We start from the raw sequence: 26,045 nt of genomic DNA, 5'->3' as shown, positions 1-26,045 counted from the left end.
GGAAAACTAACAGCCCCTTTATCATTTTCGTCGGTCAGAGTATTCCTGGCGAGTTGCTCTCCAGCAGAGCTCGTTTCCGCTTTCTCTGACATTATAAAGTTATTACTTTTATCAAAAAGCTCATTCACATTTTTACTTTTTGCGATTGCCTTACTTTCTGAAAAGGTCTGCATTGGTGTTTTCCCATAACAATATCTACCGCTATGTGCTCTTTCTGAATTGTAATACTCCATCCATTTATCCATATCAAGTTGCAGAGATTCTAAGCTATTGTAGATTTTTTTTCGGAATGCAATAGCATAAAATTCTTCCTGCATGGTGCGATGAAAACGCTCGCAAATCCCATTCGTTTGTGGGCTCTTAGCCTTTGTTCGAGTGTGATCAATATCCTCGATATTTAAATAAAGCTGGTATTCATGCTGTTCCTTCGCACCGCAATACTCTGTGCCTCGATCCGTCAGTATACGTAGTAAATCAACTTGTTGGTCCTGATAAAATGGCAAAACTTTATCGTTGAGCATATCAGCAGCAACCAATGCATTTTTGCGATCATAAACCTGCGTAAAAGCTACGCGGCTGTATGTGTCAATAAATGTTTGCTGATAAATCTTACCAACACCTTTTATATATCCGACATAATAAGTATCCTGAGCGCCCAGATAACCTGGATGATGAGTTTCTATTTCACCTCTGCTTTGCTCTTCTTCCTTTTTACGTTCCAGTGCTGCGACTTGTATATCGGTCAGAATTATTCCCTCCTGGGCGACCTTTGCATCAAGTGCTTTTAAACGCTTTTGAAACGTTTCCAGATCATGGCGAACCCAGACACAGCGAATGGTTGAAGGTGCAACTGAAATTCCTCTTTTCCTTAATTCATTAGATGCACGTTGTTGCCCGAACGCTGGCGATTCAATGGCGTAGGCTACTACCACATCCTCAATCTGCTTTTCGATCCTGTTCTTTAACAGCGGTTTACTTCTGCTTATTTCTTTCAACGCCAATTCTCCACCTTCATCATACAGTTTTTGAAAGCGATAAAAGGAATCTCTCGAATAGCCCATTACTTTACAGGCATCGGATACATTTCCCAACTTTTCGGCTAATTTTAACAAGCCAAGTTTGGGTTGAATTAACTTTTGCGTTGTCGTCATAACTTAACTGATTTTATGGTTAGTAAATTTACTAACTGTCAGATTAAGTCTCAACTATTACACTTAAAATGATTCTTTCTGATCTGCAAAGTCATGATACAGCCATTCCATACTAATTTCGGTATCTGTAGTTAACAATTATGTGATCAGATGTTACATTTTGCATTAAATGTCGCTTTGCAAAAACCACCAACCCGGGCGCTTTTATACTTATCACCCAGGATTTTTCATTCAACAATTGAAAGATTTTTCACTGTTTGGCACGTTTTTAGTCTGCTCTCCACAAACTAAAATAACCAAATATGAAAGCGACAGACAGAAATTACGAAGATCAGGAGTCGGGTGGTGCAGGATTTGCTACGGGCCTATTACTGGGTGCTGCATTGGGTGCTTGCTTGGCATTATTGTACGCCCCGAAGTCTGGTGAACAAACTCGTCAGGAACTGAAAGATCTTGCCGATCAGCAAAAGGGTAAATTAAAGGATCAGTGGGACCATGCCAAAGAAACAGGTTCCCAAGCAGTACATTCTGTGAAGGACAAAATGGATTCTCTCGGAGATCAGGCAAAGGGAACGGTAGATGAATACGCGGATAGGGCCAAAAACCAGGCAGATCTTCTCGCGGATGATACCAAAACAACGGTAGATAAATACCAAAGAAGAAATGATGATTTTGGTCAAGGTTTCTCTCAGAATGGATAAATATTGATTGAAGAATTTTGAATGGGTATCTGATTCTTGACCGATCATCCGCAGGCTTGTTATATATCCTGACTTTCTAATAAAATGCGGACCACACGCATTCAAAGGCTTTGAAGTAACCGTATTGAGTCGAAATACTGCGTGTGATTTTCAAATAATCAGCATGCAGTATTTTGGCTCAACGGTTTAAGAAGAGTTGAATGATGTCCATGAACGGTGAGGGGTTTCTCACTAGAGAATCAGGAGTATTTTCTTGGTAAACAGGTTTCTACACGTCGGTTAGCAATGGCCATATACTGGTTGTTCAGGCAAGTTCTGCAAGCATGTAAAATGAACAGTATTTCATTTTCTCCCCAATTGGCTTTGGCACGTTTCTTATCAAATCGGAAACAACTTTGCTACCAAACCATTAACACTTATGTCATTATACCACACAGCAAATGGGATGTCGGATGAGGATCCGTTTACGCAGCAGGAAGTAACATTTAAGATTAACGGAAATTTTGTTCAGTTACAATTAAGTACCTGGGTTAGTCTGCTGGATGCCATCAGGGAATACGCCGGTTTGACGGGTACCAAGAAGGGCTGCGATCATGGACAATGCGGAGCATGCACTGTTATTTGTGATGGAGAGCGTATTCTGAGCTGTCTTACGCTGGCGGTGATGAAAGAAGATTCCGAGATTATCACGATTGAGGGTATCGCCGCGGAGGGGCAGTTGCACCCGCTTCAAAAGGCGTTTATCGAACACGATGCTTTCCAGTGCGGATACTGCACGCCAGGCCAGATATGTAGCGCCATAGGCATGTTTTTGGAAGGTAAAGCGCGTACCAGGGCGGAGGTTAAGGATCTGATGAGCGGAAATCTTTGCCGTTGTGGAGCCAACAGCAATATTGTAGATGCCATCATGGAAGTAAAAAACACCGCGGAGATATGAACCATTTCACCTATTCCAAGGCAAATACCGTAGATGAGGCAGTCGGTCAAATACAAAACAAACCGGATGCAAAATATCTGGCTGGTGGTACCAATCTCATCGACCTGATGAAGTATAACTTAACAAGGTCCGGCGCGCTGATTGATGTAAATCATATCGAAGGACACCAGGCCGTTGAGTTAAGAGGAGAAGATGGGATCCGGCTGGGTGCCTTTATGACCAATGCCAATACCGCCTACCATCCCATCATTGAGGAATGGTATCCTTTATTATCCCGGGCGATACTGGCAGGTGCTTCGGCACAGATCAGGAATATGGCTACCAATGGAGGCAATCTTCTTCAGCGTACCAGGTGTTATTATTTTTACGATGCAAACACACCCTGTAACAAGCGTGAACCGGGTTCGGGGTGCTCAGCTATCGGGGGCTACAACCGGATAATGGCCATATTGGGTACCAGCGAACATTGTATCGCTGTTTTTCCGTCAGACATGTGTGTTGCGCTGGCGGCACTGGATGCGACCGTAAACATTTCGGGACCTGACGGGGATCGTAGTCTGGCTTTTACAGATTTTCACCGTCTGCCGGGCGATACGCCGCATCTCGATAATAATCTCAAGAAGGGTGAGCTTATTACCAGCCTGGATCTGCCTCTTAAAGGGTTTGCTGATCACCATTCCTATCTGAAACTTAGGGATCGCAACTCTTATGCGTTTGCACTGGTATCTGTGGCAACAGGTCTGGAGCTGGACCAGGGAGTTATAAAGGAAGCCAGGATTGCTCTGGGCGGTGTGGCTCATATTCCGTGGCGCTCCAAAGAGGGAGAGATGTTTCTTGAGGGAAAAGAGCCAAGCAGGGAGAATTTTGCCAGGGCGGCAGATATCATTCTGGCAGGTGCGAAAGGATATCCATACAACAGCTTTAAAATTGAACTGGCAAAACGCGCCATCATCAGAAACAGTATGATGGCACTTCACCCGGATACCCAGTTGCCAGGAGCACAGCCTTCCCATTAACGCCCGGGTCGATTTTTTTTTTAAAATGGATAATATACCACAGTGTCGGTCTTAACGGGAATGATGCATAGCACTCTAACCATGTCAGTAATACCAGCAATAGGACAGCCAGTAAGTCGTCTGGAGGGGGATTTAAAAGTAACGGGAGCCGCCAAATACGCCGGCGATTACCATGTTTCCGGGCTTTTGTACGGGTATGTATTCAATAGCGCCATTACGAAAGGGAAAATAACAACCATCAGTACAGAAAAAGCAAAAGCTGTACCCGGAGTCATTGAGGTGTTTACGCATGAAAACAGGCCTTCGCTGGCCTGGTTCAATCAAATGTATGCCGACATGGACGCCCCGCCAGGAGCCCCTTTCAGGCCGCTGTATGATGGTGAAATAAAATACAACGGGCAGCCCATAGGGCTGGTCGTGGCCGAGACGTTTGAGCTTGCCCGATATGCTGCATCGATTGTGGAAATAAGTTATGAGCTCGAAAGTTTTACAACCAATCTGGAACATAACCTGGTAGATGCCCACACACCTGCCTTTGGAATGGCTACGATGCTCAAGCCACCGCCGCCGAAGCCAACAGGTGATTTTGAAACTGCCTTTGCCGGGTCTTTCGCTCAGGTGGAGGCTGCATATACTCATGGAACTGAACATCACAATCCAATGGAATTGTTTGCTACCACCACCATTTATGAAGGTGATGGTAAACTGACCATTTATGACAAGACGCAAGGAACGGTAAACAGTCAGTTGTATGTAGGGAATGTTTTTGGACTGAGCTACAAGGACGTTCGGGTCATATCACCCTATGTGGGAGGTGCTTTTGGTTCCGGCTTACGACCCCAGTACCAGTTGTTTATGTCTGTGATGGCCGCACTGGCCCTCAAACGTTCCGTGCGGGTGACGCTGGATCGGAGTCAGATGTTCACATTCGGGCACAGGCCGCCGACCATCCAAAATACCCGTTTCGGTGCGGATGAAAATGGTAAACTTACAGCCATGAACCATTCAGCGATCGCCGAAACTTCCCGGTTTGAGGATTACACAGAGGTTGTTGTTAACTGGGCACACATGCTTTATCCGGCGCCTAATACACTGATGGAATACAGTCTCGTAAATCTGGATGTTTACAGTCCGTTGGATATGCGCGCACCTGGCGGCAGCACGGGTTTGCACGCCATTGAAAGTACCATGGATGAACTGGCTTATAAACTGAACATGGACCCGCTCCAGCTCCGGTTGATCAATTACAGTGAAAGGGATGAGAGTTTAGATAGACCATATAGCAGTAAAGAATTGCGGCAGTGCTTTCTCCAGGGTGCCGAGAAATTTGGCTGGGCCAATCGCACGCCACAACCTGGAAGCATGCGTCGGGGAAATAAATTGGTGGGTTACGGCATGGCTACCGGGATATGGGAGGCAAACCAGCTGCCTGCCCGGGCCGAACTTATTATGACTATGGAGGGTAAGTTGCATGTCAACAGTGCGGTAACGGATATCGGTACGGGCACGATGACGATTATGGCCCAGATAGCGGCCGATGAACTTGGGTTGTCCCTGGAGGACGTCGTGTTTTCCTATGGTGATAGCAAGAAGCCTTTCGCGCCTATTCAGGGAGGTTCGTTTACGACATCCACGGTAGGCTCCGCCATTAAAGCGGCAGGCAAGGCACTGCGTAAAAAACTGCTCAGGAAGGCAGCATCCATGGACAACTCTGCATTCAAAGCAGTGTCTATAGATGACGTTGTATTTGACAATGGCAAGGTTGTTCTCAGGGACGATCCAGCCGTTTCCATCTCTTTTACGGAGATAATTGCAGCGAATAAGGGGAAGGTGATCAAAACTACCAATTTGGCCGTGCCCAATGTTTTTAAATTGAAAAAGTATTCACGTGCCGCACACTGTGCAGCTTTTGTGGAGGTAGAAATAGATCAGGAACTGGGCGTGATCAATGTAACCAGATCATTGACCGCGGTAGCTGCCGGCAGGATTATCAATCCTAAAACTGCCCGGAGCCAGATTTTGGGCGGAATGGTCTGGAGTATCAGTAAGGCATTGAGAGAAGAAACAATTGTGGATCACGGATTGGGAAAATACATGAATCAGAATCTTAGTGAATACCATATTCCGGTCCACGCGGATATTCATGAAATGGATGTGATTTTTGTTGAAGAAAAGGATACGATCATAAATGAACTGGGGGCCAAAGGGGTGGGAGAGATTGGTTTGGTGGCCATGCCACCCGCTATCGCCAATGCTATATTCCACGCCACGGGAAAAAGGATTAACCAGTTTCCAATTCATTTTGATAGCTTGTTGTGATGGTGTAATATACCGCTCAGGAAAAAATCACATTCCGAGAAACCGGCTTAAAGTTTCAAAGGGTCTTGTTTTCACTGTATTCGATGTCAGCGGATGTTCAGCCTAACAAGACAGTAAGGTTGAATAGTCCGCTGAACAACCGGTTTTGAATACGAGTCTGCGCAGAAGGTAGGAACCCTTTATTTTACTTTCAGATTGAAATCGAGCTGGACATCATCACTTCCCGGGGCTGCAGTGCCGTTTTTGGTGCCGGGTTGGTGGCGCAGCTGAACTTTGAGTTTCCCAAGACCCGCGGCTCCGGCTGTCGCTGTTCCCAGCAATCCAATAGGAAAATTGTTTTTGTCCTTGTCTCCATACGAGTAGGTCAGCAGGGAAGCAGGGGAGGCTGTAAAGATCAGTAAGTGATCTTCTTTCTCCTCCTCAATATCTTTCGTAATATCCACCACTGGTGATTTGCTCTCATCCAGAAATTCAACGGTCAGTGTGTAGGCGGTATTGGCTTTCAACGAAATGGTATCAAATTTGGTGGCAGCATTGCCCCCGTCGCCGTCAGGATCCCGGAAGGTAAAAGTGGACATGGCACCCGACCCGGTTTCCTTAAAATTAAGGATCACAGAGGTAATCAGTTCGTTTTCATCATCTGGAGTAAGGTTTTCACCAGAGTCTTTACATTGCGTAAAAAGTGCAGCCATACCGATTAAGAGGGTGTAGGCTAATTTTCTGTTCAATTTCATGAATGTTACTTTTATAGGAATGATCTTTTAGCACGACTTGCTATACTTATGCAATAGTGTTGCAAATGTATAGCATGTGCAACGATGTTGCAAAGTTTTGAGGTAAAAGTTTTCTATTAAAGGATTTAAGCTTTTGCGAAAGCTGGTGGAACCAGATGGAATTGGTGGTATTGAACGTTCTCGCCAGTCCGGGCCTGATGAGGCATAAAGGACTGTTTGTAAAATCGAATTGAAGAAAGATGATATATGTTTCGGGTGTTGAAATGAGTCAAAACTCCCGCTATGCCATGTTTGTTGACTTATATTATCCACGGCTTTTTAGGCGCATTGAAAAGCGACAACAGCTATTCAGGGATTTCTTCAAGGAGTTGATCGAGCACATGGTCTGCAATATCTGACTGCTCCGATTTATCGTAGATGGAAACCAGATAAACTGTTTCAGCAACCACCTTGATGCAAGTGATCACTCTTGCGCCTCCGCTTTTGCCCTTACCCTTTGACTTGATTGAAAGCCTGATTTTGTGAAATCCGTTTTTTAGATAGGTTCCCAAAAACGGGTTTTGTTCCAGCTCATCAATTAAGTCTGATATCTCTCTATTTAGAGAACGATATTTCTTTTTTAGTCTTTTGGCCTCTTTTTCAAAATGAACGATCGTCTCAACCCGATAACTCATAGTTCTTTCAGAAACTCCTTAGCAGGCCGACTTCTCATCTTTCCTTGCTCCACCAGACGCATTTCTTTTACACCTTGCCTGATGTTTTCTATAATTTGCTCATCCGAGTCACCATCGGACTCTGTTTCCTGAACTTTAACAAACGAAAAGTTTTGAATGAGATCTTTGAAAAACTTCAGCTTTTCGTCCTTTATTTCCAATGTGAGTGTGGCCATGATCTTAGTGATTTTGATTCAAAAATAAAAAATCCCTGTGAGCTATCCTAAATAATGCAAAGCTAAACGTGCCGGGCAGAAAGGCGGCTGTGTTGACCACTGCTTTAAGCATGGATAGGGAGCTGTCTTTGCAATGTAGTTAAAAAGAGGAAAGGCGGCATCCCATTGTCCATCGGGTCGCACGCCTTTCCAATTCTGATGTAGCAAGGGCCGTGACTTTATCAGTATGTGCCTACTTTACTGCCACCTGTGCCTGGGGCTTTGTATGGTTTTTTCTGAGTTTTTGCACCTCTCTGATGCCTTCCTCTGTCACTGTAACGATCACAAAGCGGGTGTTGCTTTCGAGCACAGCCCGGAATTTGGCTAAGCCACGGGCTACAAATTCAGTACCCGTGGTGATGACGTACCGGGGATACATCCGGTAAACACGGCCACGTATTTCTTTGGGAATCCGACTGGCGGAGTAATGCGTCAGGCTGGATTGAAGTTCGTTTGCCTTGTTGAAAACTGCACCGCACGCCAGGCCATCCTGAGAGAAACGAACCAGGCTCACGCTGTCGCGATGGGTCCAGTACACTTCGCTGGCAGCGGGAAATCTTTGCGCAAAACGATAGTCCAGTGCTGTCGGGGTCAAAGGGGCCTCGAAGTAGGGTTCTTTGCCTCTGGTTTCCTGTCTGGCAAGATCCTGAGCGTCCACACCGTGAATCATTGATAGACACAATAGGAGCATGCAAGCGGATAAGTGTAAGCCAGTGCTAACCGTGCCAAGGGAGCCAGACAAACGGTTTAGTAAGCAGATAGCGTAAGTAGATAAGCGAAGTTTTTGGGAAGTTTTCATGACATTTTTTTGTTTTGTTTTGGGAGATTTGCTTGTCACAAAACTATATGGTCATGGAAGGAATGACTGTCGTTCTGGGGGCAAAATCTGTCAATTTTGTCCCATCCTGAATTTTTTGTTTCACAGACAAAAAATTGGAATGTTACAGGTGGGCTATATCAGGTAACCAATCGACTGGTACCATTGAAGCGTTTTATCCGTTTATCGTTTTGAAAAGGTCCCCAGTTCCCGGCAGTAACCTCCATTTGCATGCTGTTTTTATTTATATTACAACTTTTATGTACCTGATAGAAATTGTTTTTTGACATTAATTCCTAAGAAATGAAAGGAAAAGCACGATTTGAGATACATCTTCAAAAGGTGGAAAATTTATTGACAAAGGCCAGAGAGGTGAAAAATCCAGCTTTGTGGTTACTATCCAACGACCTGCGCACGCCCATGTTTATGCTGGAAGGCCTGGCGAAACTTTATGCCAAACTGCACAATGAGGTGATTTTTACCAAACTGCAGAATTACTTTAAAGAGGTGGAAGATGCCCTGGGGGGACTGGATTATTTTGTGGCCTTTCAGAAGGAATTTGCGCTCAATCAGCATATTCCGGATTCTGTCAAACATTACTTCGATTCGAAGATAAAAGAAAAAAGTGCGGCATTATCTGATCTTCTGACGGAAAGTAAATGGTTTTCGGGTAAGCGCCTGAAAAAAGTCAGGGGTAAACTTGGAGATGTAGATTGGCTTGATGAAGAGGTCGAAACAGAGGCTTTGCGGGCCTTTTATAAAAAGCAGGTCCTGAAGATAGAGGAGTTTATAAAAGAGACGACTTATGATTTTGACAACATCGAAGATGATGTGCATGAGCTGCGTCGAAAATTAAGGTGGCTCAGCATTTATGCCCATGCATTACAAGGTGCAGTTAAATTGGAAGAGGCGCTGCCGGTCGACGAACATCTGGGAAAATATCTCACGGATGCTGTAGTGGGATCTCCGTTCAATAAACTTCCCGAAGATCCAAAACAAACCTATTTCTTGTTGCTCGAAAAAAATCATTTTCTTGCCCTAAGCTGGATGATCGCGAGCCTGGGCGATATCAAGGATGAAGGATTGAAGATTACGGCGGTCCAGGAGGCACTGTTGGAAACCGGTGTTGTGAAAGAAAGCTCAGACACAACGAAGGCCTATGATATCCTGGGAAGTGATTACCCTACAATGGATAGCCTTCTACATCTGGCAAGCGAAATTTCTAAACAGTTTTTTGAGGAAAAGGTTCTGAGAGGACTTGTGAAATAGACAGTTCGCCCAAATTGGGAGATTGCGTGCCGGTGTTCAGCTCGTTTAGCGCTCCTTTCTGGATGAAGTAGTCTGAATACCTGTTTTTGAGGTATAAAGAGGGTGGAATTTATCAATATTTATTAGGACAATGAAAACAACGCTTCACTTTGTACTTTACATCTGCCTGCTGGTCGGGCTGGGTTCTTTTAGTGCTAAACCCAGATGGAAACCGCTTTTCAACGGGAAAGACCTTGCCGGGTGGAAAACCAGTGGAAAAGCAATATGGGAAGTAAAGGATGGAGTGATCACCGGAACCGATGGCAGAGGACATCTCTATGCAGATCCTGTTTTACGTGATCTGGAAATAAAAGGGGAGTTCAGGATAAGCAGCCAGGGTAAAAACGCCAACGGTGGACTATATATTCGTGCCAATGCCCCGGCCGATAACCCGGATGGTTTTCCGCTCGGTTATGAAGCACAAATCTGTAACAGCCAGGACGCATTTACCGGCTGGTTGTGGAAACCGGGTACACCCACTGGCAAGGCAAGTGCGTTGCTGACCAAGGATGGTGAGTGGTTCCCGATGCGGGTTCAGGCGATCGGAAATACGATCAGAATCTGGGTAAAGGATCAGCTGGTAATGACCCATAGTGACGAGGAGTACAAAGAAGGGCACTTTGCATTGCAGTGCCACAATGCCGGAATGACCTTTGAGGCGAAAAACCTGTATTACAAAAAGCTCGATTAGTCTGTATTTGTAACCTGTGTAGCACGACTGGCTACGGATTGATTACGTAGAGGGAAGTCATCTTCCCTCTGTATGATTGGTGTTTTTCAGATCAGTTACCTTCGCAATAGGCCTTGAAATTGTTCAGTATTGCCTGCCAGCCATTCTGTTGTAACTCCACAGAATTTTGAGTTTCGGCATCAAATGTTTCTGTAATTTGTGTTTCGCTGCCATTGGCTTCAAATTTTACCTGAACATTTCGTCCGTCTGCCATGGAGTATTGGATGAGTTCGTTGGTAATTACCGTTTCGTAAATACCGGCGAAATCAAAAGAGAAGCTACCATCTTTGGCCGCCATGGTGTACACGAAGCTACCACCTTCTCTCAGGTCACAAGTTGCGCTTGGCGTATGCCACGTATCCGATGCATGGTTCCACTGCATCACGTCGGCAGGGGTATTCCAGGTTTTCCAGACCTTGGCAATAGGAGCCTGGACGGTGGTTTCTACTGTGATTTTCACAGGCTGATTTTCCATTTTGTTTTATTTTAAATGGGTGATGAAATTCTTTTATTGGCTTGGCTGGACGCGTGGCCTGATTTGAATGTGTTGACAGCCCTAAATTAGTATTTTTTGAAATTACCTGTTTCAATACAAAAAAATTATCCTCCTTCAATGACATCCGGATTCATAGCGGATCAAATACTTCTCATATCTACTGCTTGAATTAGGGGTAGATCGGGAGTTTTTCCGTGCAACATTTCTATAAGAAAGAAGCATTGGGCAGTGATTATATTTATTAGACCGGCTGCCTTCTTAAAATAGTTTAATACGCATCAAAACAATCTTCAATAATATGACTTTCCCTATACCTAAAAGACTATTCATTTTGCTGCTTTTTATCAGCAGCCTGGCCAATGCGGATGTAAAACTCCCCAGGATCTTTGGCTCACACATGATTCTCCAGCAGAAAAAACAGGTTCCTGTTTGGGGGTGGGGCGGTGCTGGCGAAAAAGTGACCCTGACCCTGCGTAATGGAGCAGGGGTGCTGCAGACGAAGACAATTAAGGCGGGAAAGGAAGGGCAATGGATGATAAAGCTGGATCCGGTGCCTGCGGGTGGGCCCTATCAGGTTAGCGTGTCAGGCAAAAAGAACAGTATTGTCCTGGAAGATGTACTTTTTGGGGAAGTGTGGATTTGTTCCGGACAATCCAACATGGAGATGCTGGTGAACCGATCCAACCATGCAGCCGAAGAGAAGAGCAAAGCGAATTTTCCTCAGATCAGGCATTTTAAAGTACCTCACGACCGAAGCCTGATTCCCAAAGAGGACGTTACCGGTGGCGAATGGCAACTTACCACACCAGAAACGGTTGGTGATTTTTCGGCGGTGGCTTATTTTTTTGCCAGAGACTTGTACGAAAAACTGCATGTGCCCATTGGCCTGGTCAATGCTTCCTGGGGAGGAACACAGGTTGAATCGTGGATCAGTCGGGATGCTATGAATAGTTTTGATGAATTTAAAGCACATGTTGCTGGCATGCCTGAGTCACTTGAGGCCTTGGCGGTGTTGCGGAAAAAACAGCTGGACGAGAAGATAATTATGGAACAGGGAAGTTTTCCAGATGCGGAAACGCTCAAAACCTGGCCGTCACTGTCGCTGGATGATGCGTCGTGGAAAAGCATGGAAATGCCAGGATATTTTGATCTGAAATACCTCCCGGGACTTGACGGGGCGGTTTGGCTCAGAAAAGAAATCAACCTTCCCGAATCCTGGGCTAACCAGAGTATGATCCTGATGCTCGGACCCATTGATGATGTAGATGTGACGTATGTCAATGGAGTAAAAGTTGGTGAATCAATGAAAAAGGTACCTCAGGGAAGAAATTATATTATACCCGCTGAGATTCTGAAAGCGGGAAAAAATGTGATCGCCGTGCAGATCCGGGATCTTGGGGGTATAGGCGGGTTTTCGGGCAAACCTGAACAGATGAAACTTACGCGTGATGATTATGAAATGCCCCTAGCTGGTAGCTGGAAGTATCGTGTGGAGTCCTCTCTGGAAAACAAGGAGCCGTCTGGTGCAAACGTCACCAGCACCATACTGTACAATGCAATGATTGCACCTCTGATTCCTTTTGCCATGCGGGGAACCATCTGGTACCAGGGAGAGTCCAATGCGTCAAGAGCTTATCAATATCGGAAATCGTTTCCACTGATGATCAATGACTGGCGTAAGCGATGGGGCGAGGATTTTCCCTTTTTGTTTGTTCAGCTTGCCAGCTGGAGTGCCAACCAGGGCAATAGTGAAAAGGGTAGTACCTGGGCGGAGTTACGGGAAGCGCAATCCCTAACGCTTTCCAGCGTTGCCAACACGGGTATGGCTGTGATTCACGACATTGGTGAAACCGCCGACATACACCCCAAAAATAAACAGGACGTCGGGCACAGGCTGGCTTTAAACGCACTGAAACAGGTCTATGTGCAGGATATTGTACACAGCGGACCTGTATTTGAGTCCATGCAGCTAGACGGAAATAAATTTACAGTCAGTTTTAAACATGCCATGGGTGGCCTTAAATCCTCGGATAAATATGGTTATGTCAAAGGATTCGAAGTAGCGGGGCAGGACCGCAGGTTTTTTTGGGCACAGGCGAGAATAGAAGGAAGCAAAATCGTGGTCTGGAGCGATCAGGTGGCCAGTCCGGTGGCCCTGCGTTATGGATGGAGCGACGATAACATAGAAGCAAACCTTTTCAATGGGGAAGGATTGCCGGCCACTCCATTTCGCACGGATACATGGAAAGGGGTGACCGAAGGTGTGCTTTTTAAATAGATTAGCTTTCTGCGCTTCCTTTTAATTAAAACATTGAAGTACATTTTTTTGAGACGGACTTCATAGTTGTTTCCATTCGCCTCAGACCGATCCTTGGGTTGTGCGCTTAGCAGTGTATAAGGGTAAATTCTGTTGATTTTATTTTTATTCCCTGGGCAGGGAAGTCTATTCCAATATAAAGGGCCCTCAACGCCAGAATGCGTTGAGGGCCTTTCTTCTTTATTACTCACTCCACCTATGCCATTCATCACGCCGTAGATCTTTATGTTCTGCTATCCAATGGGTTACTATTCTTGTAGTTGTTTTGTGAATATTTGAAAGTAGCTCACCCAATCCTATCTTCATTTTCTGGCGGCTTTTGGCTGCATTGGGTTATCCCACAAAATTTTTTTTTTCGCTGGAACGGGTTTTGTATATCCCCAATTTTTCAACATAACCATTAACCTTATGAAGAACGATTCAGGCTCTGAGCCGAAATTTAAAACCAAAACTTCCGCCGGTGCAGAACCAGCCCTTATGGAGTTATTTGTAGATGGGCTGCGTGATATTTATTGGGCAGAAAATCATCTCATTAAGGCACTTCCAAAGATGATTAGTGCCGCCACTTCTGAAAAATTGAGTCAGACGATCCAGGATCACCTGGAAGAGACAATCGAACACGCAAGCAGGCTGGAGTCCATTTTTGACCTTTTGGGACTGGATGCCATTGCAAAAAAATGTGATGCCATGGAGGGTCTCTCCAAAGAGGCGGAAGGGATTGTGGAAAGTACCGACGAAGGCACGGCCACCCGTGATGTAGGGATTATTCTGGCATCTCAAAAAGTAGACCATTATGAAATTGCTACTTACGGAGGTCTCGCGCAGCTGGCAACAACACTGAATCTGGAAGACGTTGCGGAGATTTTGTTAAGAACACTGGAAGAGGAGAAAATGGCCGACCAGTTGCTTACAGAGGTTGCTGAAAATGGAGTTAACTACAAAGCTTCGGAAGAAGCATGAATTTAAATCGAATATCCCATGGAGAAAGATAAGGAGCAGTCCAATAAAGAAGAAAACGATAAAACCAGGAGCCTGGCGCAGCATACTACGGACGATTCCGGTCAGCTGCTCACCACCAATCATGGCCTTCGGATCAACGATGATCAGAATTCACTGAAGGCCGGTGAGCGCGGTGCAACCTTGCTGGAAGACTTTATTTTAAGGGAAAAAATTACGCATTTCGATCACGAACGGATTCCCGAAAGAATTGTACATGCCCGTGGATCCGGAGCACATGGCGTCTTTAAGGTATATGAGTCCATGGCGTCGCTTACCAAAGCCAATTTCCTATCCGACCCATCCGCAGAAACGCCGGTATTCGTGCGATTCTCTACGGTGGCAGGCTCACGGGGCTCTACCGACCTTGCCCGTGATGTTCGTGGCTTTGCGGTAAAATTTTATACCCAGGAAGGTAATTTTGATTTGGTAGGCAACAACATGCCGGTTTTCTTTATCCAGGACGCTATAAAATTTCCGGATCTGGTGCATGCAGTGAAACCGGAGCCCGACAATGAGATGCCCCAGGCGGCATCTGCTCATGATACTTTCTGGGATTTTATTTCAGTGATGCCCGAAGCTGCGCATATGATCATGTGGGTCATGAGCGACAGAGCTCTGCCCAGAAGCTACCGGATGATGGAAGGATTTGGTGTGCATACTTTCAGGTTTGTGAATGCTGAAGGGGTATCCAGCTTTGTTAAATTCCACTGGAAACCCTTGTTGGGCGTGCATGCCGTTGCCTGGGATGAAGCGCAAAATATCTCAGGTAAGGATCCTGATTTCCACCGTCGCGACCTATGGGACGCTATTGAAAGTGGCAGTTTTCCCGAATGGGAGCTGGGTGTACAGGTCGTTCCCGAAGAGGATGAATTCAAATTTGAGTTCGATCTGCTGGATCCAACCAAACTTATCCCGGAAGAGCTGGTACCGGTTCAAAGGATTGGGAAACTAACCCTGAACCGGAACCCGGATAATTTCTTTGCCGAAACGGAGCAGTCTGCGTTTCATGTGGGGCATGTGGTGCCCGGTATCGATTTCACCAACGATCCTTTGCTTCAGGGCAGATTGTTTTCTTACACGGATACACAGTTGATCCGTCTGGGTGGCCCTAATTTCCATGAGATACCCATCAACAGGCCCGTAGTACCTGTGCATAATAATCAGCGTGATGGCTTCATGAGGCAAACGATCAACCGGGGTAAGGTCAGCTACGGGCCCAATGCACTAGGGAATGGTTATCCGGCACAGGCGAAGGCCTCGGAAGGTGGGTTTACTTCGTATCCCGAAAGAGTGGATGCCCGAAAAGTAAGAGCCAGGAGCAAAAGCTTTTTTGATCATTTCAGTCAGGCGAGATTGTTCTTTAACAGCCAGTCTGATCCCGAAAAAAATCATTTGATTGATGCGCTTAGCTTTGAATTGGGTAAGGTTAATGCGGTGGAGGTACGTGAAAGAATGCTCGGGATTCTTTCTATGATCGACAAAAGTCTGGCAGCTGCTGTAGCCTTTGCGCTGCGAATACCAGTACCTCAGGATCCTGAATTGCCAGTAAACCGAAGCATTCCGGCAGATGGAGACCCCGCTGATTTTGATTCGTATATTTTTGAGGGCTCGTTAACTGCTTCGGATGCCCTGAGTATGGCTGGAACAATTAAAGAGGGCATTCAAACCCGTAAAATTGCTTTCCTCACCGCTGATGGCGTGGATGAGAAGTCCCTGTCGATTGTGAGGGACGCTCTCGAAAGTGCAGGTGCAGTAGTGGAAATAATTGCCCCGCGATTGAACTTTATTGTGTCAGGAAATGATTTGCAAATTCCCGTTCACCACAGTTATCTGACCGCCGCGTCGGTGCTTTATGATGCAGTTTACGTCCCGGGTGGTACCAATAGTGTAGCCACTGTGGAAAGTGAAGCGGATGCCATTCATTTTCTCAATGAAGCTTTCAAGCATTGCAAAGCGATTGCGGCGGATGCCAGCGCGATGCAGGTGATCGAGGCTACTTATTTTAGCAACAAACTCCCGGCTGATTTTACGGATCAGACGGTTTTAAAGGAAGGTATTGTAATTAACGACGATCCTGAGGCACTGGCCGATAAATTTATACTGGCTATTGCCCAGCACCGTTTCTGGGAACGTGAAAAACCGAGAAAGATCCCCGCATAAGATCCTTTTAACAAATTCAGAAAGAGCCGCCCGATTCATCCGAGCGGCTCTTTTCATGGTATTTTGGGAAGTTTTCGTGAGCAACACCTTTGGTAGTCGTAGATCACTTGCTGGAATGTTTAGTATTGAACCACTTCTTTGGGATTTGTAATGACCATATGTCATTGGTTAGCGGCGGAACCATTCCTCCAGCGATCCATAGTTTGTCTTTAAAAACAAACGCCGACGGCTCATGGCGTCCCTGCCAGCTTCCGGGTGTTTCATAGGGCTGCCAGTTTTTTCCATCTTCGGAATACCATACATCTGCCCAGTTTTTGTAGGGATTGTTGGACCAGCCTCCCAGTATCCAGATCCGGTTGCGGTATACTACGGACGAAAACCAGATGCGTTCGTGCCAGGGTGCAGCTGCTGTTTCCTGGATCCAGTTTATGCCATCCCCAGAGCTCCACACATCGTTGAATGCCATGTACTCTGGGACATAATTGCCACCCCCGAATACATATATGCGCCCGTTAAGCACCGCGGCCTGATGATAAGCACGGGGCGGCCAGGGTGCAGCCGACGTGGCCAGTTTCCAGTTTTTCCCGTCAGAAGACGACCAGACGTCATTTTTGAGACTTTTCTGATCACCAAAGTAGTAGTTTTCTGTTCCCCCAAGCAGCCACATCTGACCTTTAAATTCCACCAGTGCCCCTGCGGCTCTTGCAGACCAGGGAGCCCTTTCAGTCTCAGATTTCCAGTTTGTTCCGTCGGTAGAAGACCATACCGCATTGCTCGCAGAGTGGCCGTCCAGGCGGCCGTTGTACCAGCCACCCATCATCCACATTTTGTTTTTGAAGGTAACGGACATCGGCAGATCGCTGTGTATCCATGGCGCATTCCCATTGACCAGTTTCCAATCTTTTCCGTCAGCGGAATTCCACACATCCCGCGGCGGTGCTTCCTTTGAGTTAAACCACCCTCCCAATATCCAGAGTTTGTTTTTATACACCAGTTCTCCCTGGGAATCTCGGGCTTGCCATGCGGCATTTCCTGTTTCCCTGACCCATTCGGGTTTTTGGGCAAATGAGAGTTGCGGGAGTAGCAGGAAAAGGATAAGTCTGAATGAGAATTTCACGTAAGAGGGATTTTTGAATTAGCAATCTCGGAAAAAAAGTCCTGTTAATCGTCATTTTACTGCTTTTCGTCGACGTTTCCCGTTGTCGGTCATCATCCCGGATTATTGCCATTCTTCGTAACCCTTCTGTTTTTAGATTTGCACCGGGTTAAAGATCAAAAAGATCACAAAATGTGCCTCAAAATTATGCTTTTCGATGTTTTTTCGGCATGTGCGATTTGCTGCAATGGTGTTGTGTCCAATAATCCTTTCCCGTTAAAGATCAATTATCTATTCATGTAATTAGTTATGAAAAAACAACTAACGCTATTATTTATTACTGCTGTAATCGTCATGAGTTGTACGGATCACAGCATCGAAGGCACGGCTTACTCACTCGACGCAACGAAGTCTGTTGCGGAGTGGAAGGGGTTTCTTAAAACAGGTTATTTTAATGAAGGCTCAATTTCTGTTAAAAGCGACGGTCTTACCGTGAAAGAGGGAAAGGTTACGGGCGGCAGCTTTGTCATGCCGCTGTTGTCTATCGTCAATTTCAATCTGCCCTCGGATGATTTGAAAATGGAGCTGATTACACATCTTCAAAGTGCCGATTTTTTCAATATGGCCTTGCACCCAGATCTCAAATTCGGGATAACGAATGTTACCGTTTTTACAGGATCTGGAGAAGGTGTTATTCCCGGTGCCAATTATCAGGTAAACGGAACACTTACCATGCTGGGTATATCCAAACCAGTAAGTTTCCCAGCCAAAATTATCTTCACAGGGAACGATCTGGCCGTAGAGGCAACGCTTCAGGTGGACCGCACCCAATGGGGAATCACCTTCGCATCCGACCCCGCGTTACCACCTCAAAATTTCATAGAACCTTTGATTGATATCCATTTGAAATTGGCTGGATCCAAGCAGTAATACACAACCGGGCAATCCGAAAGGATGTCCATAACGCCTTTGGTCATGAAAATAAAAATATTAAAAAGGACTGGCTTGGTGCTCTTGTCCATAGTAATTCTTCTGGTTGCCGGATATTTTGGAATTGCTTACCACATGAAGGGGCGGACTTCCAGGCAGTACAGTTTTGAAAGTGAAAAGTTAGATATCCCATCGGACAGCGCCAGTATCGCCCGGGGAAGGCATTTGAGTATCATCAAAGGTTGTCAGGATTGCCATGGCACAGATCTGGGTGGTAAAGTAATGATGGATGACGGTGGGGTGGGTACCTTGTCCGCATCCAATCTTACCCGTGGAAAGGGTGGGTTGCCAGAGGGGTACACGACCGAGGACTGGGTGATGTCCCTACGGCACGGTGTAGATCAATCCGGAGTGCCTCTGATCTTTATGCCTTCTCACGAAACCACCCTGTTATCTGCCGAGGATATGTCGGCTATCATTGCGTACTGCATGCATGTTCCGGCGGTGGACAGGGAACTGCCTCAGATCAAACTAGGGCCGGTAGCCAATGTGATGGGGTATCTGGGCAAAATGCCACTTTTAGCGGTAGAAAGGATCAATCACACTGCACCCATGCTCGCCAAGGCAGACACGACTGAAAGCATTGAGCAGGGGAGGTATCTGGCTATATCCTGCTCGGGTTGCCATCAATCCGATTTCAAAGGGGGGGATCCTGTGGCACCGGGTATGCCTCCGGTGCCCGACATTACAAGTTCGGGTGCAGTGGGGGCGTGGACGCAGACACAATTCATACAGACCTTGCGTAGTGGCAAAACGCCAGCAGGTCATCAGTTGAAAAATGAAGAAATGCCATGGAAAATGACCGCCCAGTACGAACAAAAGGAGCTGGCTTCCCTGTACAAGTATTTCAGGAGTATTTAGAGCAGAATCATTTCGCAAAACACAGTGCCTTAGGGTTTTGAGGTATCATGTTTTGCGAAAAAAGCCATTGGAAGTCAGTCTTTCCGGGCCGTCAGCGTAACTCCAGTTTCATGATGACGATGAAAGTGCCCTCTTCGTTGATTATCCTGAGGATGTGTTTATTCGGGTAAAGGATCTGCAGTCTTTTACGGATATTGATCAGGCCTATATTTCCATATCTGGATGGCGTAGTAGCGGCTTGACTATCAGGCGTTTTATTGTTAGAAATTTTAAAGGTGTATTCATTTCCCCGGATGCGGGAATCAATATTAATCCATCCTTCATCAGGCATTTTACTGATCCCGTGTTTGAAGGCGTTTTCTACCAGCGGAAGGATCAGCAATGGAGCAATTTGATGTTCCTCTGCCGAATGAGAAATGTTGAGATTAATTTCCAGCCGGTGGTCGTATCTGATTTTTTCCAGAGCGATGTATCTCTCAATCATGTGAATTTCCTTGGACAGGCTGATGGATGGCGTGTTACATTCGTAGAGAATATAGCGGAGTATTTCGGCCAGGCCAAGAACCACACCCGGCGATTCATCGGACTTGTGGAGCGTGAGCGCATACAGGTTGTTGAGTGTATTGAAGAGAAAGTGAGGGTGAATCTGTGCCTTGAGCAGACTTAGCTCAATAGACTGATTTTTGTTCCGATATACCAGATAAATAATCATTGAAACTGCAAAAAGCATTAGAATAGCCATCACCGAGACAGATATCCACCGGTTTTTCTTTTGAAGTTCAAGCTGGTTGCTGTTCAGCTCCAGTTTTTGCTGTGCAATGGCCTTTTCTTTGATGGAGGTCTGATACTTTATTTCTGTGTCGTGAATGGCATTTTGTGTTGAGGCATTCAGAAGAGAATCGCTCAATGCACTGTATTTTTTCCACAAATACAAGGCGGTTGCGGGCTGGTTAAGGTTTTCACCAATGTCGGCACCCAGCAGATATATTTCCCGCAGATCGTTTTTAGGCATCAGTTTTTCTGCAACGGGCAGCACTTTCTGAAAATAGGAATGTGCCGCCGGGTAATCTTTTAGATTTTTGTAGGTATTGGCCAGACCATAGCCCACGTACATTTCATAGTCCTTGTCTGGTGCCGATGTCAGGGTTCTTTCTGCTTTTTTGTAAAAATGCAGTGCCTTCCTGAAATTCAGTTTTCGGTTTTCGAGATCGCCAAGGTTCACCAAGGCGTGCATTTCCATAAAGGGATCTTTGTACTTCCGCGCTATTGACAGGATTTCAAGCATGTGCACGCCCGATTGTTGGTATTGTAAATTGAGTGCTTCACTCGCCGATAGATTGACAAGGCTTCGGGCTACCTGCATCGGGTCACGTAAGGTCAGAGCCAGCTCATAGCCTTTTCTTGCATAAAAAAGGCTGTTTTTCTTGTCTTTAAGATCCAGAAATACAGATGCCAGATTGGTATTGAACTTTTGTTTGTCCACCGGGTCGTCCAGGTTTTCCGAGGCTTTTAAAGCCCTAACAATATGTTCAGCGGCTAATTTCAGGTTGCCAAGCGCATGGTATTGCAGGCCCATATTGTTGTAAGCGTTTGCAGTTCTCTTGGTGTCCTTGAATCGTAGGGCCAGGTGCAGCTGTTGGCGGCTCACACGCAGCGCGTCAGCGTAGCGGAGGTTGTTGTAAAGGAAGCTGGAATACTTGCTAGTGAAAGACATGAGTGCCTCTTTGTCATCGACTTCTCTGGCCAGTTTCCCTGCTTTTTTGTAATACCATTCCGCAGAATCGGGTTGATTGCTTTGGCTTTTATTCTTCGCCATATTCAGTAAAGTGCTTACCTGGCTTGTGTCGGACAACGGGCGTGGTGCTCGTCTGTTCTGTGCTGCAACACCTTTTGGGTCTGCGCTCAGCATCAATAGAAGGGTTGTAAAAAGTATCCCAAAGTTATTACTGGCATACCGTTTTGGTTTGCACATGGTGGATCAGGTTTGAGTTTTGGAAGTTTTTGTTGCCTAACCAGGATCAGGTAACGGGCCTGCCTGCAAAGAGGTGTAGCAAGTCGACCTGTATCCGATTCTTTTCCCCCGGACATGCAAAAAAAGTCTCTGACATAATCAGAAACTTTTGAGCATTGTCCGGGAAAATCCCTCAGCCTGCGTCGCGGTATTCATCCCTCAGGCATTGTTCCACGGTGTGTACTCTTCTGCGCGCAACCGGAATTTGCCGGCCGCAACGCAGCAGAATTGTTCGGGCCTCCAGCCAGGATACCACATGATCGGGATTGACGGTATATGATTTATGAACCCTCACAAAGTGCACGTCCAGTTTCTTCTGGATTTGTTTCATGGTTTTTGAAAACAAGTATTGTTTCCCGTCTATGGTATGCACGAATGTGTAATTGCCGTCACCGCGCAGATGTGTAATGTCGCACATGTTCACCAAAACTATTTTGCCATAGCTAATGACCTCTAAGGGCTTGCTGGCCTGATTGATATCCGGATATTGAATCCGGGTAAATGTATGGTTGATTGTATTATTCACTTTTTTGTAATTAATGATTGTAAGAAATCCAGGTTTTTGATTGGTGGGGCATCCCGTTTCTGCGGGAATTATATTCCGGTCGACGGGTTGAAATTGGCGCTACTCGATCTTTTGAAGCTCCGTTACCGATTCTTCGAAAAGGAAGCTCTCAATAGACTTTACAACACCCACACCGGGTGCTGTCCATTCGGTAACCTGGCGTTGCTCATTGAATTGCTCACCTTCCTGTCCGTTGTAAAATATTTCCGTAATGTTGGTGTAGCCATATTCCCATTTGCTGCAGGTGAATTTGCCTGCCGGTGTGTTGAGCTCTTCTATTTTAACCAACACGCCATCGTCATAAGAAAGCGTTGACCTCACTTCGACTACGATATTTTCGCCTTCCTCACCGGGAACATCAAGTTTTACATAAAGCTTGATATCACCACCTTTAAATGTCATTTTGCTTCCTATCGCAGCTTTATTCTCTAATTGTTGCATTTGCGGAAAGCCGGTGATTTTTAAGTCCTTGATTATTCCTAGCGCTTCAAATGGTTCCGTTAGCGCTGAAAAGGCCGCAGGTATCGCCATTTCGTTGGTAGTTACTCCACCTTTGCTATAGGCCTTCCAGTCCATGATGGTCTGGTTTTGTCCGCTTTGCACCAGTGTTTCGATGTATGAAACAGATAATCCGGCCGAGTCGCTGGTGTTTTTGACCCGTACGACTTCTGATGATATACTTCCATCTTCTTCTATAACCTTGTACGTGTACTTTTCCCCTTTCGCAGGGATCACGGCGGTAGGATCTGCGGGCTCGCCCTCCGACTTTATCGGGTCGTTGTCTTTGCAGCTGATTTGGAGCAGGCTGCCTGCTGTGATAAATAAAACGGCAACCGCCCTTCGACTCATCAATGAACGATTTAAACGATTTTTTAACATGGCTAATTTGAATTTAAGAAAAACTAAAAATGGAACTAGTAATGGTATACGTAGTTTTCGGCGTGTAGTCAACGATCAGTGAGCACCTGGATGACCAGCCACATGAACCCCCCGACCGATAAATACCCACGGATGACAATGTATTTCAGCCAGCGCTGCTGCACCTGATGGGCTTCTTCCCGGCAGGTTTCATTTGCAAGCATTTCTATCAGTACATTGAGCGGAATACTGCGTTTGAAGGCAAGAACCATGTCGGCGGTGAGAAGTGCCAGGGCCAAAACCAAAGGAAGAGAAGAAGGTATGTCTTTGAATTTCAAGGTGAGGATAAGCCATATCACCAGACACACCGGTGCAAGCAGATAGAGTATTTTCAGGGGCCTTTCGATCACGCTGTTGATCACCTGACGGATCCTCAGGAATTGATCGGTGGGTATGGTTTGCAAAACCCGTGCAAAACAGAGCAGATAAAAACCTCCTTGGGAGGCGATAAAGAAATAGATCATCACGCTGAAAAGCCTGAGGATATGAAGAAGATCGTTGTTCATGGCGTTGCGTTTTTTACTGCCTCCTGCTGCGAAGCCAATCGCTGCGGGAGGGCAATGAAGGTGTGCCCAGGTCGGTTAGTTTTCTATTTGTTGGCCTGAGAAATCAACCTGATTATTATTTACGGGTAAGTTGAAATAGGGAACCTGGGATTAATTTCTGTTGCTCAAAATGGTCGGGGACTTTTTTGAGCAATTGAGCCGCTAAGAAGAGGAACAGGTTCTTTGGCCGTAAGGAGCGATGTCTCCTGGTGTAGCCGGAGTGAAAAGCAACGGTGAAATAAAGTGGAATAAGCATTCTTTTAGATAACATGGCTGATGTAACAAATGGTAATACAGATCCGGATACTCCGAAAGGACTCTTGATGATTATTTTTGCCACTGGAATTGAATGTAAAGTCATTCATTTTTCCTGGTGACCCAAATAGTTGGAAGGTGCGTACAGTGAGCGGCTTGTGAATTTTTTGCAATGTTACATGGAAAATATTTGCAAATGACGTTGACTTAATTGACTGTCGACCAACAACGGATTTTGTCGACAAAAGGTAGTCCTGCAGACCAGTGAAACTGTTCAGTAAACCAGTTTCAGGCGCCGCTGACAATCCGCCTTATAATTCCGTCCGATTGGGAGCTCCTTTCCCGAGATGTCCACGGCATGCGAATGATAGCCCTCGATTTTTGGAATCGAGACAATAAAAGATCGGTGAATTCGAATGAAATCATCTTCCGGAAGAAGCTCTTCGAGCAGACTGATTTTCTGTTTGGAAATCAACGCCCTGTCTTTCAAGACCACTTTAATGTAGTCCCTCAGACTCTCGATCCAGAAAATTTCATTCACGTTCACTTTAACCATTTTTCGGTCCACCTTCAGATAAAGGAAAACATCTTTAGTACTTACACTTGCTTTTTCAATCAGGGAAACCTGACGGTTTGTAACCTCAAAAACAGTGAATACCTTGTCCATAGCCCTTAGAAACCGGTCCAGTGGAATGGGCTTCAGAAGGTAATCGATTGCATTCAGGTCAAAGCCTTCAATGGCGTAATCCTGGTAGGCCGTGGTAAAGATCACCTTTGGCGGATTTTTGAGGCTCCTGAGCAGATCAGTACCCGTAAGACCGGGCATTTTTATATCCAGAAACATGAGGTCCACCTTGTTCTGCTGAAGGACCTGAAATGCATGGATGGCGTTTGGGCATAGGGCTACGATTTCGATTTCATTGAAGTTCTGGAGATAATTCACCAGTACATCCAGTGCATGGGGCTCGTCATCCACCAATATTGCTCTTATTTTCATAACGTTTTATTTTCATAACAGGCTAATATTCAATATTTTATTTAAATTAATTTCAAGTATCACGGCATACACTTCGTCATCGTCCAGGGTACGAAGCTTGTGCCCGGAAGGGTAGAGGATTTCCAGCCGTTTACGTACATTGGCCAGTCCGATGGTCGATCTCTCCTCAGGGCTTCTTATAGCAACGGATGCCCTGGTCTCCGGTTTACTGTTTGATATTTTAAATCTAAGTAAGCCATCTTTCACATGCAGGTCGATATTGATCCAGGCATCGCCCACTTTTTCGCTTGCGCCATGTTTAAAGGCATTTTCTACGAGTGGGAGTATGAGTAGCGGAGCAATTTTGTGTTCTGCCAAAATGCCGTTGGCGCTGAAAGTGAGGTCCAGGCGCTCCTCGTAGCGGATTTTTTCGAGAGCCACATAGTTCTGTAATATCTCGATATCCCGTTTCAGGAAAACGGTTTCTGCATTGGCCTCGTACAGCATGTAGCGAAGTATTTCAGACAGTCCAATCACCACAGCGGGTGATCTGGGGGATTGGTTCAGGGTAAGTGCGTACAGGTTGTTGAGTGTATTGAAAAGAAAATGAGGATGCAGCTGACCTTTCAATAAGCCAAGTTCGGCTTCCAGTGCCGCCTGTTGTTTTTCGTACCACATTTTAAATAGTTTGATACCGAGTGCAATCCATACAATAAAGTTTGTCTGTTCAATTGCGTTTACAAGATAGGCCCGCCTTAAAAGCTGGTCGTACACACTTCCGTCTAACTTATGCCACACATAGTCCGGATCCTCTTTCCGAATGGCTTCCACAATGATGGGATCGGCAATAAATATTTCGACCAGACGGAAAGCGATTACACAAAGTGCCAGACAAACCGCAACAAACAGAAAGAAACGTAAATATTGTCGCGAATAAAGAAACCAGGGAAAGCCGATGTACGCCACCGCATAAAAATAACCCATGTGCAGTGGCAGAAATGGCAATATAATCCCGACTGAGAACCAAAATCCGGGTAGGTTAAAGCTGTAAATCCATGCTAAAGCAATCAGCACCAAGAGCCAGAATCCGGAATGTTGAATCGTTCGCAGCGATTTGCTTCCTAAATTAAGCGGGACTTTTAAATCCATGTTCAAAGGTAATAAAAAGCAATAGGTGAGCGATAAGCTGTAAACTGAACGTCGACATAAGGAATG

23 protein-coding genes and 1 pseudogene are annotated in these 26,045 nt (G+C 45.7%); 11 read left to right on the top strand and 13 right to left on the bottom strand.

Annotated elements, in window-relative coordinates; genetic code table 11:
- Positions 1 to 116 precede the first annotated feature (116 nt).
- Positions 117 to 1,151, bottom strand: a pseudogene (locus DYADSP32_RS05580) (IS481 family transposase); the annotation flags it as partial.
- 302 nt (positions 1,152 to 1,453) lie between these two features.
- On the opposite strand from DYADSP32_RS05580, the gene DYADSP32_RS05575 reads away from it, so the two are divergent.
- From DYADSP32_RS05575 to DYADSP32_RS05560, 4 genes are all read left to right on the top strand, one after another.
- The gene (locus tag DYADSP32_RS05575) at positions 1,454 to 1,852 is read left to right on the top strand and encodes a YtxH domain-containing protein (RefSeq protein ID WP_149243642.1); all 399 of its coding nucleotides are present in this window, start codon (positions 1,454 to 1,456) and stop codon (positions 1,850 to 1,852) included.
- A 418-nt stretch (positions 1,853 to 2,270) separates the two neighbouring features.
- Positions 2,271 to 2,789, top strand: a complete 519-nt coding sequence (locus DYADSP32_RS05570) for a (2Fe-2S)-binding protein (RefSeq protein WP_414617540.1) — start codon at positions 2,271 to 2,273, stop codon at positions 2,787 to 2,789.
- A complete protein-coding gene (locus DYADSP32_RS05565) occupies positions 2,786 to 3,805 on the top strand; it encodes an FAD binding domain-containing protein (RefSeq protein WP_149243643.1) in 1,020 nt (339 codons plus the stop codon). The genes DYADSP32_RS05570 and DYADSP32_RS05565 overlap by 4 nt, the downstream gene beginning before the upstream one ends.
- Positions 3,806 to 3,886: 81 nt before the next feature.
- Positions 3,887 to 6,124: a xanthine dehydrogenase family protein molybdopterin-binding subunit gene (locus tag DYADSP32_RS05560; protein WP_149243644.1), complete on the top strand. Its 2,238-nt coding sequence runs from the start codon at positions 3,887 to 3,889 to the stop codon at positions 6,122 to 6,124.
- A gap of 179 nt (positions 6,125 to 6,303) precedes the next feature.
- Here the strand turns inward: DYADSP32_RS05560 and DYADSP32_RS05555 are convergent, their stop codons facing one another.
- From DYADSP32_RS05555 to DYADSP32_RS05540, 4 genes are all read right to left on the bottom strand, one after another.
- The gene (locus DYADSP32_RS05555) at positions 6,304 to 6,858 is read right to left on the bottom strand and encodes a hypothetical protein (RefSeq protein WP_149243645.1); all 555 of its coding nucleotides are present in this window, start codon (positions 6,856 to 6,858) and stop codon (positions 6,304 to 6,306) included.
- 344 nt (positions 6,859 to 7,202) lie between these two features.
- A complete protein-coding gene (locus DYADSP32_RS05550; RefSeq protein ID WP_149243646.1) occupies positions 7,203 to 7,532 on the bottom strand; it encodes a type II toxin-antitoxin system RelE/ParE family toxin in 330 nt (109 codons plus the stop codon).
- Positions 7,529 to 7,747, bottom strand: a complete 219-nt coding sequence (locus tag DYADSP32_RS05545) for a hypothetical protein (protein WP_149243647.1) — start codon at positions 7,745 to 7,747, stop codon at positions 7,529 to 7,531. The genes DYADSP32_RS05550 and DYADSP32_RS05545 overlap by 4 nt, the downstream gene beginning before the upstream one ends.
- Before the next feature lie 232 nt (positions 7,748 to 7,979).
- Positions 7,980 to 8,585, bottom strand: coding sequence for a hypothetical protein (locus DYADSP32_RS05540; protein WP_149243648.1), 606 nt, complete (start codon positions 8,583 to 8,585; stop codon positions 7,980 to 7,982).
- Positions 8,586 to 8,906: 321 nt separating this feature from the next.
- Between DYADSP32_RS05540 and DYADSP32_RS05535 the strand changes: the two genes are divergently transcribed.
- A complete protein-coding gene (locus DYADSP32_RS05535; protein ID WP_149243649.1) occupies positions 8,907 to 9,872 on the top strand; it encodes a hypothetical protein in 966 nt (321 codons plus the stop codon).
- Positions 9,873 to 10,002: 130 nt separating this feature from the next.
- Positions 10,003 to 10,602 carry a DUF1080 domain-containing protein gene (locus DYADSP32_RS05530; protein ID WP_149243650.1) on the top strand — a complete coding sequence of 200 codons (600 nt, stop codon included), beginning with the start codon at positions 10,003 to 10,005 and terminating at the stop codon, positions 10,600 to 10,602.
- Positions 10,603 to 10,693: 91 nt separating this feature from the next.
- Here the strand turns inward: DYADSP32_RS05530 and DYADSP32_RS05525 are convergent, their stop codons facing one another.
- Positions 10,694 to 11,116 (bottom strand): SRPBCC family protein, encoded by a 423-nt coding sequence (locus tag DYADSP32_RS05525; RefSeq protein WP_149243651.1) that lies wholly within the window; start codon positions 11,114 to 11,116, stop codon positions 10,694 to 10,696.
- A 319-nt stretch (positions 11,117 to 11,435) separates the two neighbouring features.
- Between DYADSP32_RS05525 and DYADSP32_RS05520 the strand changes: the two genes are divergently transcribed.
- The 3 genes from DYADSP32_RS05520 to DYADSP32_RS05510 all read left to right on the top strand — a co-directional run bounded on the left by DYADSP32_RS05520 (position 11,436) and on the right by DYADSP32_RS05510 (position 16,613).
- Positions 11,436 to 13,415 (top strand): sialate O-acetylesterase, encoded by a 1,980-nt coding sequence (locus tag DYADSP32_RS05520; RefSeq protein ID WP_149243652.1) that lies wholly within the window; start codon positions 11,436 to 11,438, stop codon positions 13,413 to 13,415.
- A 447-nt stretch (positions 13,416 to 13,862) separates the two neighbouring features.
- Entirely contained in the window at positions 13,863 to 14,414 is a 552-nt protein-coding gene (locus tag DYADSP32_RS05515; RefSeq protein ID WP_149243653.1) for a ferritin-like domain-containing protein, read from the top strand.
- An 18-nt stretch (positions 14,415 to 14,432) separates the two neighbouring features.
- Positions 14,433 to 16,613 carry a catalase gene (locus DYADSP32_RS05510; RefSeq protein ID WP_149243654.1) on the top strand — a complete coding sequence of 727 codons (2,181 nt, stop codon included), beginning with the start codon at positions 14,433 to 14,435 and terminating at the stop codon, positions 16,611 to 16,613.
- 103 nt (positions 16,614 to 16,716) lie between these two features.
- On the opposite strand, the gene DYADSP32_RS05505 is transcribed toward DYADSP32_RS05510, so the two are convergent.
- Positions 16,717 to 17,730, bottom strand: coding sequence for a galactose oxidase (locus DYADSP32_RS05505; RefSeq protein ID WP_149243655.1), 1,014 nt, complete (start codon positions 17,728 to 17,730; stop codon positions 16,717 to 16,719).
- A gap of 288 nt (positions 17,731 to 18,018) precedes the next feature.
- Between DYADSP32_RS05505 and DYADSP32_RS05500 the strand changes: the two genes are divergently transcribed.
- Together DYADSP32_RS05500 and DYADSP32_RS05495 are read left to right on the top strand one after the other, a co-directional pair.
- On the top strand, positions 18,019 to 18,639 hold the full coding sequence (locus tag DYADSP32_RS05500) for a YceI family protein (protein WP_149243656.1): 621 nt from the start codon (positions 18,019 to 18,021) through the stop codon (positions 18,637 to 18,639).
- A 45-nt stretch (positions 18,640 to 18,684) separates the two neighbouring features.
- The gene (locus DYADSP32_RS05495; RefSeq protein ID WP_149243657.1) at positions 18,685 to 19,560 is read left to right on the top strand and encodes a c-type cytochrome; all 876 of its coding nucleotides are present in this window, start codon (positions 18,685 to 18,687) and stop codon (positions 19,558 to 19,560) included.
- A 91-nt stretch (positions 19,561 to 19,651) separates the two neighbouring features.
- Here the strand turns inward: DYADSP32_RS05495 and DYADSP32_RS05490 are convergent, their stop codons facing one another.
- The 6 genes from DYADSP32_RS05490 to DYADSP32_RS05465 all read right to left on the bottom strand — a co-directional run bounded on the left by DYADSP32_RS05490 (position 19,652) and on the right by DYADSP32_RS05465 (position 25,979).
- Positions 19,652 to 21,532, bottom strand: coding sequence for a histidine kinase (locus tag DYADSP32_RS05490; RefSeq protein ID WP_149243658.1), 1,881 nt, complete (start codon positions 21,530 to 21,532; stop codon positions 19,652 to 19,654).
- Between the two features lie 172 nt (positions 21,533 to 21,704).
- The gene (locus tag DYADSP32_RS05485) at positions 21,705 to 22,097 is read right to left on the bottom strand and encodes a LytR/AlgR family response regulator transcription factor (protein ID WP_414617539.1); all 393 of its coding nucleotides are present in this window, start codon (positions 22,095 to 22,097) and stop codon (positions 21,705 to 21,707) included.
- Positions 22,098 to 22,196: 99 nt separating this feature from the next.
- Positions 22,197 to 22,985 (bottom strand): hypothetical protein, encoded by a 789-nt coding sequence (locus DYADSP32_RS05480; protein ID WP_414617538.1) that lies wholly within the window; start codon positions 22,983 to 22,985, stop codon positions 22,197 to 22,199.
- Between the two features lie 98 nt (positions 22,986 to 23,083).
- Positions 23,084 to 23,560: a hypothetical protein gene (locus DYADSP32_RS05475; protein WP_149243660.1), complete on the bottom strand. Its 477-nt coding sequence runs from the start codon at positions 23,558 to 23,560 to the stop codon at positions 23,084 to 23,086.
- Positions 23,561 to 24,128: 568 nt separating this feature from the next.
- Positions 24,129 to 24,851, bottom strand: coding sequence for a response regulator transcription factor (locus tag DYADSP32_RS05470; RefSeq protein WP_149243661.1), 723 nt, complete (start codon positions 24,849 to 24,851; stop codon positions 24,129 to 24,131).
- 12 nt (positions 24,852 to 24,863) lie between these two features.
- Positions 24,864 to 25,979 carry a histidine kinase gene (locus DYADSP32_RS05465; protein ID WP_149243662.1) on the bottom strand — a complete coding sequence of 372 codons (1,116 nt, stop codon included), beginning with the start codon at positions 25,977 to 25,979 and terminating at the stop codon, positions 24,864 to 24,866.
- Positions 25,980 to 26,045 lie beyond the last annotated feature (66 nt).

Origin of the sequence: Dyadobacter sp. 32 (genome assembly GCF_902506755.1) — a bacterium.
Taxonomy (GTDB): domain Bacteria; phylum Bacteroidota; class Bacteroidia; order Cytophagales; family Spirosomataceae; genus Dyadobacter.
This window is presented reverse-complemented; position numbering and strand designations above follow the sequence as displayed.